Source organism: Streptomyces sp. NBC_00341 (assembly GCF_041435055.1).
Classification (GTDB): Bacteria; Actinomycetota; Actinomycetes; order Streptomycetales; family Streptomycetaceae; genus Streptomyces.
The window spans coordinates 6,693,518-6,707,591 of the sequence record NZ_CP108002.1 but is presented as its reverse complement, the minus strand read 5'-3'; the positions used below and the strand labels follow the sequence as shown (position 1 = coordinate 6,707,591).

At 71.3% G+C, this 14,074-nt stretch carries 12 protein-coding genes and 1 pseudogene; 8 read left to right on the top strand and 5 right to left on the bottom strand.

Going from position 1 to position 14,074, the window contains the following annotated elements; translation table 11 throughout:
• Positions 1-275: 275 nt before the first annotated feature.
• The 7 genes and pseudogenes from OG892_RS30245 to OG892_RS30215 all read left to right on the top strand — a co-directional run bounded on the left by OG892_RS30245 (position 276) and on the right by OG892_RS30215 (position 6,522).
• Positions 276-1,532, top strand: coding sequence for a tryptophan dimethylallyltransferase family protein (locus OG892_RS30245; protein WP_371630748.1), 1,257 nt, complete (start codon positions 276-278; stop codon positions 1,530-1,532).
• Positions 1,505-2,878, top strand: a complete 1,374-nt coding sequence (locus tag OG892_RS30240) for a tryptophanase (RefSeq protein WP_327339327.1) — start codon at positions 1,505-1,507, stop codon at positions 2,876-2,878. Before OG892_RS30245 ends, OG892_RS30240 begins: the two co-directional genes overlap by 28 nt.
• Before the next feature lie 369 nt (positions 2,879-3,247).
• Positions 3,248-3,406: pseudogene (locus OG892_RS30235) on the top strand (amino acid ABC transporter permease); the annotation flags it as partial.
• Between the two features lie 242 nt (positions 3,407-3,648).
• Positions 3,649-5,268, top strand: coding sequence for an FAD-dependent monooxygenase (locus OG892_RS30230; protein ID WP_371631718.1), 1,620 nt, complete (start codon positions 3,649-3,651; stop codon positions 5,266-5,268).
• A gap of 32 nt (positions 5,269-5,300) precedes the next feature.
• Positions 5,301-5,387 (top strand): putative leader peptide, encoded by an 87-nt coding sequence (locus tag OG892_RS30225; RefSeq protein ID WP_311307652.1) that lies wholly within the window; start codon positions 5,301-5,303, stop codon positions 5,385-5,387.
• Positions 5,388-5,629: 242 nt separating this feature from the next.
• Positions 5,630-6,103, top strand: coding sequence for a cysteine dioxygenase (locus tag OG892_RS30220; RefSeq protein WP_371631717.1), 474 nt, complete (start codon positions 5,630-5,632; stop codon positions 6,101-6,103).
• Positions 6,100-6,522: a rhodanese-like domain-containing protein gene (locus OG892_RS30215; RefSeq protein WP_328865222.1), complete on the top strand. Its 423-nt coding sequence runs from the start codon at positions 6,100-6,102 to the stop codon at positions 6,520-6,522. The genes OG892_RS30220 and OG892_RS30215 overlap by 4 nt, the downstream gene beginning before the upstream one ends.
• 143 nt (positions 6,523-6,665) lie before the next feature.
• Here the strand turns inward: OG892_RS30215 and OG892_RS30210 are convergent, their stop codons facing one another.
• Positions 6,666-9,224 carry an FtsX-like permease family protein gene (locus OG892_RS30210; RefSeq protein WP_371630747.1) on the bottom strand — a complete coding sequence of 853 codons (2,559 nt, stop codon included), beginning with the start codon at positions 9,222-9,224 and terminating at the stop codon, positions 6,666-6,668.
• Positions 9,225-9,561: 337 nt separating this feature from the next.
• Here OG892_RS30210 and OG892_RS30205 point away from each other — a divergent pair, with 337 nt between their 5' ends.
• Complete coding sequence (locus tag OG892_RS30205; protein ID WP_371630746.1) at positions 9,562-10,299, top strand: hypothetical protein; 738 nt, start codon at positions 9,562-9,564, stop codon at positions 10,297-10,299.
• Between the two features lie 92 nt (positions 10,300-10,391).
• On the opposite strand, the gene recX is transcribed toward OG892_RS30205, so the two are convergent.
• From recX to OG892_RS30185, 4 genes are all read right to left on the bottom strand, one after another.
• Positions 10,392-11,153 (bottom strand): recombination regulator RecX, encoded by a 762-nt coding sequence (gene recX, locus OG892_RS30200; protein WP_073737749.1) that lies wholly within the window; start codon positions 11,151-11,153, stop codon positions 10,392-10,394.
• Positions 11,154-11,156: 3 nt separating this feature from the next.
• Positions 11,157-12,290 carry a recombinase RecA gene (recA, locus tag OG892_RS30195; protein ID WP_073737750.1) on the bottom strand — a complete coding sequence of 378 codons (1,134 nt, stop codon included), beginning with the start codon at positions 12,288-12,290 and terminating at the stop codon, positions 11,157-11,159.
• A 196-nt stretch (positions 12,291-12,486) separates the two neighbouring features.
• Positions 12,487-13,662 (bottom strand): AI-2E family transporter, encoded by a 1,176-nt coding sequence (locus OG892_RS30190; RefSeq protein ID WP_371631716.1) that lies wholly within the window; start codon positions 13,660-13,662, stop codon positions 12,487-12,489.
• Between the two features lie 184 nt (positions 13,663-13,846).
• Positions 13,847-14,041: a DUF3046 domain-containing protein gene (locus OG892_RS30185; RefSeq protein WP_073737752.1), complete on the bottom strand. Its 195-nt coding sequence runs from the start codon at positions 14,039-14,041 to the stop codon at positions 13,847-13,849.
• Positions 14,042-14,074 lie beyond the last annotated feature (33 nt).

Here is a 14,074-nt window from a genome sequence, read left to right as displayed (position 1 = left end):
CGCGGAGTGTCTAGAGTGACACAAGATGAAGGAGAGGCAGTGGACCTCGCAAGCATCTCCGCGCCCCCGTCCGCGAGCGCCCGACCGGGCTCACAGCGCACCACCCCCAACAGGCGGAAACTGTGCGGGGACGGCGGACCCGACCAGCCGCAGGACCGAATACCCGCTGCTCCCGGCAGCGGATTGGCCCTCGTCTCCTCCCTTGTCGGCGGAGCACGTCCCCGTACTCCCGCACCGTCCGGACGCGTTACGCGCCACGACGTGCGAGGCACACGATGACCTCCCGCCGGGGCCCCGGCATACCGGCAACCAGCCCCGGTGAGACGACGCTCGGCGACCACGTACTCGGTCAACTGCGGGGCCTGGCCGCCACGGTGGGCCTGAGCGAGGCGGACACCGAGCTGTACGGACAGGTTCTGGTCGACTCCCTCGCAGGCGCCGCCCACCGGCCGCTGTCCCTGCCACCGGCGTCGCCCACCTTCCTCTCCGACGACCACTCCCCCGTCGAGTTCTCCCTCGCCAGCGCTCCGGACACCGCCCCGGCCCTGCGAGTGCTCGTGGAGCCCGGGTGGGCCCACAGCGACATGGTCGACAGCGGCCGCGCCGGGCTTGCGGTCATCCGCGAAATGGGCGCCCGCTGGGGCTTCGCCACCGACCAACTCGACGCCGTCGCCGACCTGTTCTTCCCCGCTGCGGCCCAGGGCCCCCTGGCCCTGTGGTACGCGCTCGATCTGCGCGCCGGAGGGGTCCCAGGGGTCAAGGTCTACCTGAACCCCTCCGCCTCCGGCCCGGAGAACGCCGCCCGCACCGTGCACGAGGCGCTGCGACGGCTCGGCTACGACCAGGCCTTCGAGCAACTGCCCCCGGGGACCGGCTATCCGTTCCTCGCTCTGGACCTGGGCGCCTGGACGTCCCCCCGCGTCAAGGTCTACGTGAGACACCCGCACATGTCAGCCGATGACGCCTGCGCGCTCAGCCGTACCTCCGGAGCCACGGCGGCCGACATCCGCTACTTCTTCCACGCGGCCGCGGGCTCCCTCGCGCCGTCCCAGCACGGCGGAGACGACACCCTGCGACTGGTGCGGCGGCCGGTGCTCACCTGCCACTCATTCACCGAAGGCGACAGCAACCCGAGCGGCTTCACGCTCCACATTCCCGGTCGCGACTACGTGCGCGACGACGAGGAGGCCCTCGCCCGCGCCACAGACCTGCTGACCCGGGCCGGTATGGACCCCACCGTCCTGAACCGGAGTCTGGCGGCGCTCACAGAGCGAACCCTCGACGACGGCGTGGGGCTGATCGCCTACCTGGCCCTGGTGTACGAACGCAACCGGCCGCCCCGGCTCACCGCCTACCTGAGTTCCGAGGCCTACCGCGTCCGGCCGCCGCAGGAGCAGTACCCGCGGGGCACCTGGATGCCTGCGCAAAGCACCCAGAGCGTCCTGGACATCGGGCACCAGGCCGTCGGTCATGTCAGCCCGCACACCGCACAGAAGGAATTCACGTGGAGCCCTACCGCATCAAGGTCGTAGAACCTCTTGCTTTCACCACCAGGGAGGAGCGCGAAGCCGCGCTGAAGCGGGTCGCCTACAACCCCTTCGAGCTGCGGGCCGACGAAGTCACCATCGACCTGTTGAGCGACTCCGGGACCGGGGCCATCTCCGCGGACCAGCTCGCCGCAGGAATGCAGGGCGACGAGTCCTACGCCGGCAGCCGCTCCTTCTACCGGTGGCACGAGGTCGTCTCCGAACTCACCGGCTACCCCCACATCCTGCCGGCCCACCAAGGCCGCGCGGCCGAGCGCATCCTCTTCTCCTCGCTGCTGCGGCCCGGCACGAGTGTGCTGTCCAACACGCACTTCGACACCACCCGCGCCAACGTCGAACTGACTGGCTGCACGGCGTACGACCTGCCCTGCGCCGAGGCGAAGGACCTCGACAGCGACTTTCCGTTCAAGGGCAACATCGACCTGATCGCCCTCGAACAGGCCCTGGAGAACGCGGACCAGTCGCCCGTTGCGGCCGTGCTGATGACCATCACCAACAACGGTGGCGGGGGCCAGCCGGTCAGCATGGACAACCTGCACCGCACCGCCGAACTGTGCCGCCGTCACAACGTGCCGATGATCCTCGACGCGGCCCGGTTCGCGGAGAACGCCTGGCTGGTGACCCAGCGCGAACCCGGCTACGCCGACCGCACCCCGCGCCAGGTCGCCGAGGAAGCCTTCCGGCTCGCCGACGGCTGCGTCATGAGCGCGAAGAAGGACGGGATCGTCCACATCGGCGGCTTCATCGGCCTGAAGGACCCCGAACTCGCCGAGCGGTGCGGGGGTCTGCTCATCGCCACCGAGGGATTCACCACCTACGGCGGTCTGTCCGGACGCGACCTCGAGATGATGGCGCGCGGCCTCCTCGAAGTGACCGAGCCCGCCTACCTCGCCGAGCGTACCGACATAGCCGCCTATCTCGCCGCACGCATCCGCGAGGCCGGCGTCGACATCGTGGAACCCGCCGGTCTGCACGCCCTCTACCTCAACGCCGGACGCCTCCTGCCGCACATCCCCCCGCACCAGTACCCCGGCACCGCACTCGTATGCGAGCTGTACCTGCGCGGAGGCATCCGCTCGGCGGAGCTGGGGTCTCTGTACCTCGGTGAAGAGGACGAGCACGGCAACCCTGTCAAGACGGCGCCCTACGAACTTGTACGGCTGGCTCTCCCCCGACGGGTCTACACCCGCAGCCACTACGACCACGTTGCCGCCACCCTGGCGGATATCGCGAAGAATCCTGAATCCGTCCGTGGCTACCGGGTTACGGGCCAGTCCCCGATCCTCCGACACTTCAGCATCAAACTGGAGCCCGTGAAGTCCGGCGACTGATCAGCGCTCTTCGTTCGTTACGACGCGTCTTCGAGATCCGGGGTGACCGGAGGTCGCAGGGACCCAGGAAACTGGTCCATGAGCGGGAGGCATACTTCCGGCTTGTGGATCAAGGAATGCGTCGCTCCGAGGCCGCGCAGGTCATCGGCATCAACGTCCGGACCGGCAAGCGGTGGCGTGACGGCCGGGGCGTGACGGGCAGGAACAAGGCGGCACCACCGATCAACGCGGTGGTGCCGCCCGCTCGTGGTGGCAGCGCCTTCCGCCCCTGCGCGCTGTCTGGGCGAAGCAGCCGTATCCACATCGCCGACCGGCCGGAGATGCATGTGACCCACGAGACGGTCTACCAGCCCCTCTACGTCCGGGGCCTCGGTGAACTTCAGCCTCACCTCGTTCGCGAGCTGGCTGGAGCGGCGGCTCCGGCGTGCCAAGAAGAGCACGGGTGCCGTCCTGGGCACCGGCCCCGGGGGCGCGCCCGAGACGGTCGGTGCGCCGTCGCTCAACATCGATGACGGACGCGCCGTCTGACGGCTGATCAACAGAAGTCCCCGAGGGGCGGTGGCGCATACGCCACCGCCCCTCGCCGCGTTCCGGTGTCACTTGACGCAAGCACCGGCAGTAGGTTGCATACGTTCTGTGATCGCGCACCGAGCCCCCTACGCCGCCGCATCTCCGTCGCCGCCGTCCCCGACCTCGCGGGCCGTCGCGGCCCGTCCGCTCCGCCCGTGCGCCTCCACGCGTCCGACCGCACACGCTCCGGGGGCCGCGCCGTGGACCCGGTGATCATCGTCGGTGCCGGGCCGATCGGCCTGGTGCTGTCGCTCGCCCTCGCGGCCCAGGGGGTGCCTTCCGTGCTCCTCGACGAGGATCCCGGCAAGGAGGAGACACGGCCGGCCCGCACGGTGGTGCTCCGCGAGGACACCGCGGCCCTGCTGGAGCGGCTCGGCTGCAAGACCCTCCAGGACGAGGGTCTTCGCTGGTCCGGCTGGCGGTCCCTGCGGCGCAAGCAGCTGGTACGCGAACTGTCCCTCGGCGAAGGCGAAGGCGCGCAGTCCGGGGACTCACCGGCCGCCCCCGTCCACGTCCCGCAGCACGCACTGGTGCGCGGACTGCGGGACGCGGTGGCCGCGCAGGACCTCGTACGGACTGCACGGCACAGCCGCGTCGACACCCTGGAGCAGGACCCGGCCGGGGTCACCGTGCACACCAGGGAGCCAGGGTCGACCTGGTGGCGCGGGAGTTATCTCGTCGGCTGCGACGGGGCCCGGTCCACCGTGCGCAAGCTCCTGGACATCCGGTTCCCCGGGCGTACGGCGGTGGAACGGCATGCCGTCGCCGCCCTGCGCACCGAGCTGCCCTGGCCGGGCGAGGCCGTACTTCACCGGCTGCCGCCGTGGCGCTCCGGTGGTGCCGAGGTGACCGCACGTCCGCTGCCGGACGACGTCTGGCGGCTGGACTGGCTGCTGCCGCCGCGTGGCGAGCTCGTCACGCCCGACGTCCTGGTAGCCCGGGTCCGGGACTCCCTGGCGGGCTGGTGCGGCGAGACACCCCCGTACGAACTGCTGGACACCGGCGTCTACACGCTCCACCACCGGCTCGCCCTGCGCTGGCGGGTGAAGCGGGCGTTCCTCGCCGGAGACGCCGCCCATCTGCTGGGCGCGCTCGGCACCCAGGGGCTGGACGAGGGACTGCGGGACGCCGAGAACCTGGCCTGGAAACTGGCGCTGGCCTGGCACCACGGCGCCTCCGACGTGCTCCTCGACAGCTACCAGGCCGAGCGCCGGGCCGCCGTCGCCGCGCGGCTGCGCGCAGCCGACCAGTCGCTGCCGATACTGCGGGGCGGCGGCGGGCTGCGGACCCTGGTCCCGGGGAGCGCACGGGGGCACGATTCGCTGCTCACCGACGGGCATCTGGGATGCGGCCCCCTGGGTGCGCCCCCTTCCTACTCGCTGTCCCCCCTTGCGCCCCCGCGCGCCGAGGCGCACACCTCAGTGGGTACGCCCCCCGGTGCGCCGGTCACCGATGTACGGGTGACGGCACCGGACGGCACCGGCGTACAGCTCCGGGAACGGCTGGGGCGGGGGCGGCTGCTGGTGGTCCTGGTGGCCCCCGGCACTGGAGTATGGGACCGGCGGCACTGGATGGGGGCCGGAGTGATGCCCCGGCTCGTCGAGGCGGTGGACGCCCTGCCGGTGAAGGGCGAACTGCTGGTGGCGGAGAGCTATCCGGGGGCGTCCGCGCACACCGTTCTGCTGGTCAGGCCGGACGGTCACCTGGTGGAGTCGTTCAGCGGGGTACGGCCCGCCGAGCTCCACGCGGCAGCGGAAGCGGCGCGCGGAGGTGCGGCGCGTACCTCCGAACGCTCCGACCGCACCGCAGACATCAATTGACCCCCGCAGGCGCACATGGTCTACTCCGGAATATGACCGACACCGATGTGCGCCTGTGGCGGAGGGTCCATATGGACCTGCTCCGCTATGCGGGCTGCGTGTGTCGCCCGTCCTGCTGAATCGCTCTCTCCTGCTCCGCCGTGCGCCATGACGTACGGCAGGGCATCCACGCGAACTCTCAGGACGGTCCTCTGTGTCTGCCTCTGTTTCCCCTGTGCCCGCTTCCCCTGCGCCCGCTTCCCCTGCGCCCGCTCCCTCGTTCCCCGCGGCTGCCTCTCCCTCCCCCGGTTCCGTACCCGCGCCCACGTCCGGTCCGACCGGTCCGAGTCCGAGTCCGAATCCGAGTCCGACTGCTGCGGAGCTGCTCGACTTCGTGCGCCGGACCGCCGCGGACGCCGGCCTCATCGCCTCGCTCCCGCTCGACCCCGAGGGCCGCACCTGGATCCGGCTCGACGGGCCCGGCGGCAGTGAGGCCTGGCTGATCGGCTGGCCGCCCGGCACCGGCACCGGCTGGCACGACCACGCCGACTCGATCGGCGCCTTCCTCACCGCGAGCGGCACGCTCAAGGAGCACTCGCTCGCGGCACGGCTGCCCACCGACGGGTGGAAGACCCTCGAACTGACCGAGGGCATCGACCGGTCGAGGGAGTTGACGCCGGGTCAGGGCAGGGCCTTCGGCAGGCACCATGTGCACGAGGTGCTGAACGAGTCCGCCGACGAACACGCCGTCTCCGTCCACGCGTACTACCCCCCGCTCCCGCAGATCCGGCGCTACAGCCGCACCGACGCGGTACTCCGCCTCGAACAGACCGAAAGCCCGGAGGACTGGCAGTGAGCGACGCACCGCACGAAGGTACGGGGCCGGAGAGCGCCCGACAGATCGGGATAGACGAGCTGCTGGAGCGGGTCAGGTCCGGATTCGAGCGGCTCGGCCCCGAGGAGGCCGGCGCTGCGGCCGCCGACGGGGCCCTGCTCGTCGACATCCGCTACGCGGAGCTTCGCGCGCGGGACGGGCTGATCCCGGGAGCGCTGGTCGTCGAACGCAACGAGCTGGAGTGGCGGCTGGACCCGCAGGGCAGCCACCGCGCGGCGGAGGCGGTGAGCCACGGTCTTCGGATCGTGGTGATCTGCAACGAGGGCTACGCGTCGAGCCTCGCCGTCGAGTCGCTGCACCGGCTCGGGCTGTACCGGGCAACCGATCTGGTGGGCGGCTTCCAGGCCTGGCGCGCGGCGGGGCTCCCGGTCGACGTGTGACCGGGAGCCCCGGGCGGGGCCCCCGGGATCGGTGGGGCCCCGGGGCGGTCGGGGCTCCGGGGCGGTCGGGGCTCCGGGGAGCTGGGGGATCCGGGGCAGCGGGGCCCCGGGGAGCTGGGGGCTCCGGGGCAGCGGGGCCCCGTTCACTGACCCGCCGTGACCGCCTCCACCGGGCGGGCCTTCAGCGCCATCCGGCCCGGCAGTGCCGTGGCGGTCAGGGCCAGCAGTGCCGCGGCGCCCACCACGGTCGCGTACACCAGCGGCAGAACGGCGGGCGCCGCACCGCCCGTCAACCCGATGCTGAACGCGGTCAGTACGGCGAGCGCGATTCCGGAGCCGAGAACACCGGCGATCAGCAGGACCGACAGGGTCTCGATACGGAGCATCCGCAGCACCTGGCGGCGCGTCGCCCCGGCCAGCCGGAGCAGCGCGAACTCCTTCAGGCGCTCGGACACCGACATGGCGAGCGTGTTGACCACGGCGATCGCGGTGAAGGCCAGGACGAGGCCCATGGCCAGGAGGTTGACCTCTGCGTTGTTCTGCTGCTGTTCCGCCTTGAGCCGGTCGGCGGCGGTCGGTGCCAGGACCGTGATGCCGGGAAACTTCTTTACAGAGGCGGTCAGTTCGCTGCGGGAGGCGTCTCCGGAGACCAGGACGGTGGCGGCCAGGGGGTTGTCCATGTGACGGGCGACCAGGTCGTGGGGCAGCGTCAGATCCCCGAAGCCCAGGCCCCGGTGGTAGACGGCGGCGACCGTGAGGGTGGCGGGCGTTCCGTCGCCGAGGTGCAGCTCCAGCTTGCTGCCGGGGTGGAGGCCGAGCTGGTCGGCGGCGAGCTCACTGATCGCGGCGGTACGTGAGTCCGCGGCGAACGCGGCGAGCGAGCCGCTCGTCACCTCGGGGTCCCAGGTGCGGGCGAGGCCGGCCGGGGTGACCCCCTGGGCCGGGTACTTGTCGAGCCCGACCCGGACCGTGGTCCGGACGACCTCCGTGGCTGCGGTGACACCGGGCGTCGCGCGGACCGCGTCGACGGCGGCGGCCGGGACGCCGGGGCCCTGCGCACCCAGGACCCAGGTCGCGCGGGTGCCCTCCCGGGCCTGGGCCAGGGCGGCGTTCCCGAGGGTCGGCTGGATGAAGAGCACCGTGCAGGTCATGCCGATGAGCAGGGTGAGCGGGGTGACGACGGAGGCCATCCGGGTGGAGTTCCCCCGGACGTTCGAGTTGGCCAGCTTCCCGATGGGCCCGGCCGGCCGGATCACCAGGCCCAGCAGAGCGGAGGCCGCCCGTACGAGGTGGGGGCCCAGGAGCGACACCGACGTGGCCAGCATCACCACGGCGAGGAAGGTGACGGGGGTCGAGGCGGCCTCGGTGCGCAGGATGCTCAGTACGGCGACCAGCACGCCGCCGCCGACGAGCAGGACGAGACCGGCGGCGGTCCGCAGGCGTGCGGGACGGGCGCGCTCGACCGCGGCTTCGGCCATGGCCTCGGCCGGGCGGAGCCCGGCGATGCGGCGGCCGGAGATCCGGGCGGCGGCCCAGGCGCCGATGAGGGTGACGGCCAGGGCGACGCAGGCCGGGAAGATGCCCGCCGTCCGCTCCAGGGTCGCCGGGACAGCCCCGGTGTCGATGAACCGACTGTGCAGCCAACCGGCGAGCGGCAGCCCCGCCAGCGCGCCCAGCACCCCGGCGACGGCACCGACCACCAGCGCCTCGCGGCCGAGCAGGCGGCGGATCTGCCGTGAGGTGGCGGCGATGGTGCGCAGCAGGGCCAGTTCGCGGTGGCGCTGCTGGATGGAGAGCGCGAAGGTGCCGACGACGACGAGTACGGCGACCAGCAGCGAGGTGCCGCCCATGGCCGCTCCCATGGAGACGAGCTTGACCCGGGCACCCGCCGCGTCCAGGAACTCGACCGCTCCTCGGTCGTCACCCGTGGCGACCTGGGCGGTCGTTCCCTTGAGGGCCTGCGCGACCTGCTGTTCGAGGCTGCCGAGGTCCGTACCGGCTGTGGGCAGCACGCCGAACGCGGTGACCTGGCCGGGGCGAGCTGCGAGGCGCTCGGCCTCCGCGTTGGAGAAGAACAGCGAGGTCTGCTCCCGGAGCCGGTCGCCGCTCTTCGGGGCGGCGACGCCGCTGACGCGGTACGTGCGAGGGGCCCGGGTGGACTGGACGGTGATCCGGTCTCCGACGGACAGTCCCGCCCGCCGGGCGAGGTCCCGGTCGATCACCACGTCGTCTGCGGCGGCCGGTGCGCGGCCTGCGGCGAGGGCGAACGGGGTGAGCGGGGCGGAGGTCCACGCGTGGCCGTAGGACGGCGGACCGGAGGCTCCGCCGTCCTCGGGAAGGCCGAGCGGCTGGGCGAGGAAGGTCAGTTCGGGTACGACCGCGCGCACGCCCTTCACCGCACGGAGCCGGTCGGCGTCGCCTGCGGGAAGCCAGGCACGTTCGGCGACGGGCTTCGCCTTGTGCTTGGTCTTGGTCTTCCCCTTGTTCCTGTGCTTGACGGTGGTCTTATGGACGTTCTGGTCGGCGGAGACGACGAGCGGGGTCGCGGCGTAGCGCTCGGTGGCGATGCGTCCGCGCAGGCCGGTCTCCAGCAGGGTGCCGCAGGCGGTGACGAGGGCGGCGGCGCACATGAGGGCCAGCAGTGCTCCGAGGAATCCCCCCTTGCGGTGTCTGATCGTCCCCAGGGCGTAGCGCAGCATCATGATGCGACCGTCTCTTTTCGGTTGTCCGCGGTGGTGTCGCCCGAGCCGCTACCGTCTCCGGGCCCTCTTCCCAGGCCGTGTCCGGGCTGCTTCGGCATGCGTCACACACTCCTCTGTGCGTGGGTGCCGGCGCACTGGAGCGTCCCGCCGTCTTGGTGCGGGGGCTTTCCCCCGCACCGGAGAACCTCCCTCTCGCCACGGCCCGCGCGCCCGAGGGCTCTTCCCGGCCCGAATCCGTCGCGACACACCCGTATGGCCTCGCTCCGGTGGAGCGATCCCCGTACGGGACGGACATTCGGCTCAACGACAAGGCCGCTACGACGGGGAGCCCGCACCGATGCCGACGACCGCTCCGACCACTGCCCTGACCCCTGACGAGCTGGACATTAAGGCCGCTCGTCTCCATGACACGGACGCGTGGCGGCAGATCGTCACGGGCTGGGACCGCACGGCCCCGGAACCCGGACGTCCCGTCCCGGCCGAACCTGCTCCGGACCGGTCACACCTGGACTCGTCACTCCCGGACTCGTCACTCCCGGACTCGTCACATCCGGACGCGTCACATCCGGACGCGTCGCTCCCGGACTCTCAGGTGGACCCGGCCGACTGGCGTCATCTGCTGTCCGTGCCGGTCGATCAGCTGATCGCGGACACCCTCCGCACGCTGCCCGCCGCCGCTCCGCGTGAGCGTCCGCTCCCCGGGCGCCTCGGTGCGGTACTGCCCGACCGGCTCCACTCCTGGCGGCGCATCGGACAGCCCGAGGTGCGGCCCTCCACCCATCTCGCCCACGCACGGCAGATCCTCACCGAGTGGGGCTGGCAGAACACCCCGTACCGGTTGCGCAACGCGAGGGGCGCCCGTTGCGTCTGCGGTGCCATGCTCACCGCACATCGCCTCGGCTACGGTTCGGCGGCCACCGTCGACCGGGCAGGCGCCTGGCTGATCACCGAGCTCCGCTCCCAGGGCTGGACCGGGCTGATCGGGCCGTGGAACCGGTACCCCGGACGCACCGCCGCCGACGCTGTCGCCCTGATCGACGCGACCATCAGCCGAGCAGCCCGCGCCGGGCAGTAGCGCAGGCCGACCGGCGGAACCAACCAGCTGAGCCGGCCGGAAGTCCCGGTCAGACACACCGGCCGGTCGGAAGTTCCCGTCAGACACACCGGTCAGAAGGGTTCGTCCAGCCCTTCCGTGTCCTCGCCCTCCTCTTCGAGTGCCCTGCGCACCACCCGCAGAGCCATTCCCTCCCCGTATCCCTTGCGGGCGAGCATGCCGGCAAGCCTGCGCAGCCGCTTGTCGCGGTCCAGCCCCCGCGTGGAGCGGAGTTTGCGCGCGACGAGTTCGCGCGCCGTCGCCTCCTCCTGGTCCGGGTCGAGCCGGCCGACGGCCTCGTCGATGACCGTCGCGTCCACACCCTTGGTCCGTAGCTCGCGGACGAGGGCGCGGCGGGCGAGTCCTCGTCCGTGGTGCCTGGATTCCACCCAGGCGTCGGCGAACGCGGCATCGTCGATCAGACCGACGTCCTCGAAGCGCGACAGGACCTCCTCTGCCGCCTCGTCCGGGATCTCCCGCTTGCGCAGGGCGTCCGCGAGCTGTTTGCGGGTGCGTGGCGTCCCGGTGAGCAGCCGCAGACAGATGTTGCGCGCCTGCTCGACCGGGTCTCGCGGCTCCCCCTTCTCGGCCCTCGACGAGGAGGGGGAGCCGCTGCTTCTGGAACGGGACCGGGAACGGCGCCCGGCCCCCTCACCGAACCCCGGACTCGATCCCGGACCCCGTCCCCTGCCGGCCCCCGCTGCCGGTTCGTAGGGGAGATCGGCCTCGGAGCCGGATCCGGAGGTGCTTCCGTCGGTTGATGCGGCGGCGAATCCGGGGCCGGAGCCCTCGCCGGATTCGGCGGCGAAGCCCGGCCACTCCGTACGACGCGTCACGGTCTAGCTCTTGGCCGCCGTCGTCTTGGCCGGCTTGGTCTTGCCGGCCGCAGCGGACACCGGCTTGGCCGCACCGTCGGCCGGGGCCGCGGCAGTCCCGGCCGCCGCGTCCGCTGCGGGCTCGGCGGAGGCCGCGTCGGGCCGTACGCCGACGCCCAGCTTCTCCAGGATCTTCTTCTCGATCTCGTTGGCGAGGTCGGGGTTGTCCTTGAGGAAGTTGCGGGCGTTCTCCTTGCCCTGGCCGAGCTGGTCGCCCTCGTACGTGTACCAGGCACCGGCCTTGCGCACGAAGCCGTGGTCCACGCCCATGTCGATCAGGCCGCCCTCGCGGCTGATGCCCTGGCCGTAGAGGATGTCGAACTCGGCCTGCTTGAACGGCGGCGCGACCTTGTTCTTGACGACCTTGACGCGGGTGCGGTTACCGACGGCGTCGGTGCCGTCCTTGAGCGTCTCGATCCGTCGGATGTCGAGGCGCACCGAGGCGTAGAACTTGAGCGCGCGGCCACCCGTGGTGGTCTCCGGCGAGCCGAACATCACGCCGATCTTCTCGCGGAGCTGGTTGATGAAGATCGCGGTGGTCTTGGACTGGTTGAGCGCGCTGGTGATCTTACGGAGCGCCTGGCTCATCAGGCGGGCCTGCAGACCCACGTGCGAGTCGCCCATCTCGCCCTCGATCTCCGCACGGGGCACCAGGGCCGCCACGGAGTCGATGACGATCAGGTCGAGGGCGCCCGAGCGGATCAGCATGTCCACGATCTCAAGGGCCTGCTCACCGTTGTCCGGCTGGGACAGGATGAGGTTGTCGATGTCGACACCGAGCTTCTTCGCGTACTCGGGGTCGAGGGCGTGTTCGGCATCGATGAAGGCCACGGTGCCGCCGAGCTTCTGCGCGTTCGCCACGGCGTGCAGCGTCAGTGTCGTCTTACCGGAGGACTCCGGCCCGTACACCTCCACCACACGGCCGCGCGGCAGGCCGCCGACGCCGAGCGCGACGTCGAGCGCCGTCGAGCCGGTGGGGATCACTTCGATGGGCTCGTTCGGCCGCTCGCCGAGGCGCATCACCGCGCCCTTGCCGAATTGCCGCTCAATCTGTGCGAGTGCGGCGTCCAGCGCCTTCTCGCGGTCGTTTCCTGCCATGGGTTCCACCCGATTTGCTTGAGTCGATCGCTTCACGTCTCAGACGCTAACCCCTGCCACTGACAATGGGCCTCGACGTCCTCCCGGCCTGTGGACAACTCCACGGTCGAGCCCGGCAAAACCTGGCCGGAATCTCATGAGAACGGATGTTCGATTTTAGTGTCAAGCGTGCCACGCCGCACCGATTCGCCCGCTCTCAGGGCCGCTGCTGGGGTCCCTGCGGCTCCTCGCCCTCGTCCGGCCCCTGCCCGCCCCCGCTCGCCGGGGCATGCCGGAAGCGGCGCAGCCGCGCCGCCAGCGGTTCGCCGAGCCGCCACTGGTGCTGACCGTGCACCCGCGGGTCGTCCGTGACGTCGTACCGCTTCACGTAGGCGCCGAGGAAGGCCTGCAGCGTGGCCACCGCCGGGATGGCGATGAGCGCGCCGACGGCGCCCATCAGTGCCGTACCCGCGATCACCGAGCCGAAGGCGACCGCCGGGTGGATGTCCACCGTCCTGGCGGTCAGCTTGGGCTGCAGCACGTAGTTCTCGAACTGCTGGTACACCACGACGAACCCGAGGACCCAGAGCGCGTACCAGGGATCGACGGTGAAGGCGATCAGCATCGGCAGGGCGCCCGCCAGATAGGTGCCGATCGTGGGGATGAACTGCGAAACGAGCCCGACCCAGACCGCGAGCGCCGGCGCGTAAGGCACCCCGAGAGCCGCCAGCAGGATGTAGTGCGCGATTCCCGAGATGAGCGCCATCAGTCCGCGCGAGTAGAGGTACCCGCCGGTCTTGGCGACCGCGATCTCCCAGGCCCGCAGCACCTCCGCCTGGCGGGAGGGCGGGAGAACGGAGCACAGTCCGCGGCGCAGCCGGGGTCCGTCGGCTGCGAAGTAGAAGGAGAACAGGAAGATCGTCAGCAGCCGGAACAGGCCGCCGAGGACCGTGGTCGACACGTCGAGCACGCCGGTCGCGCTGTTCTGGACGTACTTCTGCAGCCAGTCGGAGTGCAGCAGGCTGTCCTGCACCTCGACCCGGGAGAGCTCCGTGTGGAAGGTCTGGTTGACCCAGTTGATCACCGAGTCGAGGTACTTGGGGAACTCGTCGACCATGTCGACGATCTGCCCCGCGAGCATCGATCCGAGCATCACGACGAAACCGACGCTCGCGATCAGTACGGCGAGGAAGACCAGGAACGTGGCGAGGCCCCGGCGCATACCGGCGGCCGACATGCGGCTCACCGCGGGCTCGATGGCGAGCGCCAGGAAGAAGGCGATCAGTATGTTGATCAGCAGACCGATGAGCTGGTCGAACGCCCAGCTCCCGAGCCGGAAGCAGGCGTAGAGCGCGAGGGCCAGCACCATCGCACGCGGCAGCCAGCCGGGCATGCGGACCGGCCCTGCGCCCGATGGCGCCGCCGGTGGCTCGACCGGCGGGACGGGCGGGGTGAGGGGCGGCTGGGTCTGAGCGGTCTCGTCTGTCGGTGCCACAGAACCAGTCTCGCCTACGGCTGCGACACCCCGGCGCGCGCCCCGGGCAACCGTCGTCCGGCGCAGGGCTCCGAGCTGCGCCTCAGCGCTTGTCCGCGGGGATGCCGACCGCCGTGCAGACTCCGCGCCAGACGTCCTTGGCCTCCCAGCCGGCGGCCAGTGCCTCATGGACCGTACGGCCGCCCAGCTCGGCCATCACATGGTCGCGCGCGAAGGAGTCGGCATAGCCCGCGCCGAAGTGGTCAGCCATCCGTTCCCAGAAAATCGTCAACCGCATGCCATCAGTATCCCGCTCCTGAGAGTGCAGCCG